Raw genomic sequence first — 1,307 nt, forward strand, 5'->3', positions numbered from 1 at the left:
CACAACGATCCGGCCCCGCGTCCGGATGGTCATGTGTCCCCCTGTGCGATGTCGTGTGGAGTGCGGGATGCCGGTGAACGGGGTTTCCGTTCCCGGCGGTCGTGTGCAGTACGACCCGTCGCGGGGCCGGATCGTTGTGCCCGTGTACGGCACGGAACGGTCACGTTCGTCACCGTTCGGCAGCGACGGATCCGCGGTGCCCTTCTGCGGGATCCAGCCGGACGTGCAGGCTCTGGATGCTCCGGGCGATGCGAGCCGGGCTGTAGGACACCGGGTGGCCGGTGGGCCGGGGACGGCGGGCGAGCAGGTGGGTGAGCGCCGCCGTGGCCTCCAGGCGGGACAGCGCGGCACCGAGGCAGTAGTGGGCGCCGAGCCCGAAGGCGAGGTGCCGCGGCTGCCGGTCGAGCCGGAGGCGGTGCGGCTCGGGGAAGGCCCGCGGATCCCGGTTGGCCGCGCCGAGCAGTACGAAGACGACGGTGCCCCGCGGAACGGGCGTACCCGCGATGTCGGCGTCGACCAGGGCGCAGCGGGGCGCCAGTTGAATGGGCGGGTCGTAGCGGAGCAGTTCCTCCACGGCCGCGGCGCACGCCTGCTCCGAGTGGCCGCCGGCCGTGAGCCACGCCAGCTGGTCCGGGTGCTGGAGGAGGGCGTGCATGCCGTTGCCGATCAGGCCCACGGTCGTCTCGTAACCGGCCGCGACGAGCTGCGCGCAGGTGGCCACGGTCTCCGCGCGGGCCGGCCGGCCGTCGGCGCCGCGGGCGAGGGCGCGCAGGATCCCCGCGCCGGCCGGACGGCGCAGGGCGGCCCCGATGTCCCGCGCCAGCCAGACCCGTGCCCGCGCGATCCGCTCGCGTGTGTCGGGCGCGATCAGACCGGGCGGATCCATGCCGCGGACCAGCAGCGCGGCCGCTTGCGCGAAGCGGTCGCGCAGGTCTTCCGGCACGCCGATCAGATCCCCGACCACCCTCGCGGACAGGGGCCGCGCGACATCCGCGACGACGTCCGCCGTACCGGACCGTGCCGCCTCCCGGACGAGCCCCGCCGCCACGTCGCCGATCCTGCGGCGCAGGGACAGCATCTCGCGTGCGGTGAAGGCACGCCGTACCCGCTCGCGCTGCCGGGTGTGGCCGGGCGGATCCGTCAGCAGGAAGGTCCGGGCCGGCACACCGTAGCCGGTCCGGTCCTGTGCCGTCCGGGCCCCGTGTCCGAAGCGGGGATCGGACAGGACGGCCCTCGCCTCGAAGTAGCCGAGCACCACCACGTCACCCGACGGCGTGCGGTGCACCGGGCCGCTCGCCCGGCGCGCC

The 1,307-nt window shown here is 75.2% G+C and carries 1 protein-coding gene; it reads right to left on the reverse strand.

Annotated elements, in window-relative coordinates; genetic code table 11:
- Nucleotides 1–169: 169 nt before the first annotated feature.
- On the reverse strand, nucleotides 170–1,307 hold a 1,138-nt coding region (locus CCN44_RS41025; RefSeq protein WP_143650437.1), incomplete at its 5' end, for a cytochrome P450.

Source organism: Streptomyces tricolor, assembly GCF_002155905.1.
Taxonomy (GTDB): domain Bacteria; phylum Actinomycetota; class Actinomycetes; order Streptomycetales; family Streptomycetaceae; genus Streptomyces; species Streptomyces tricolor.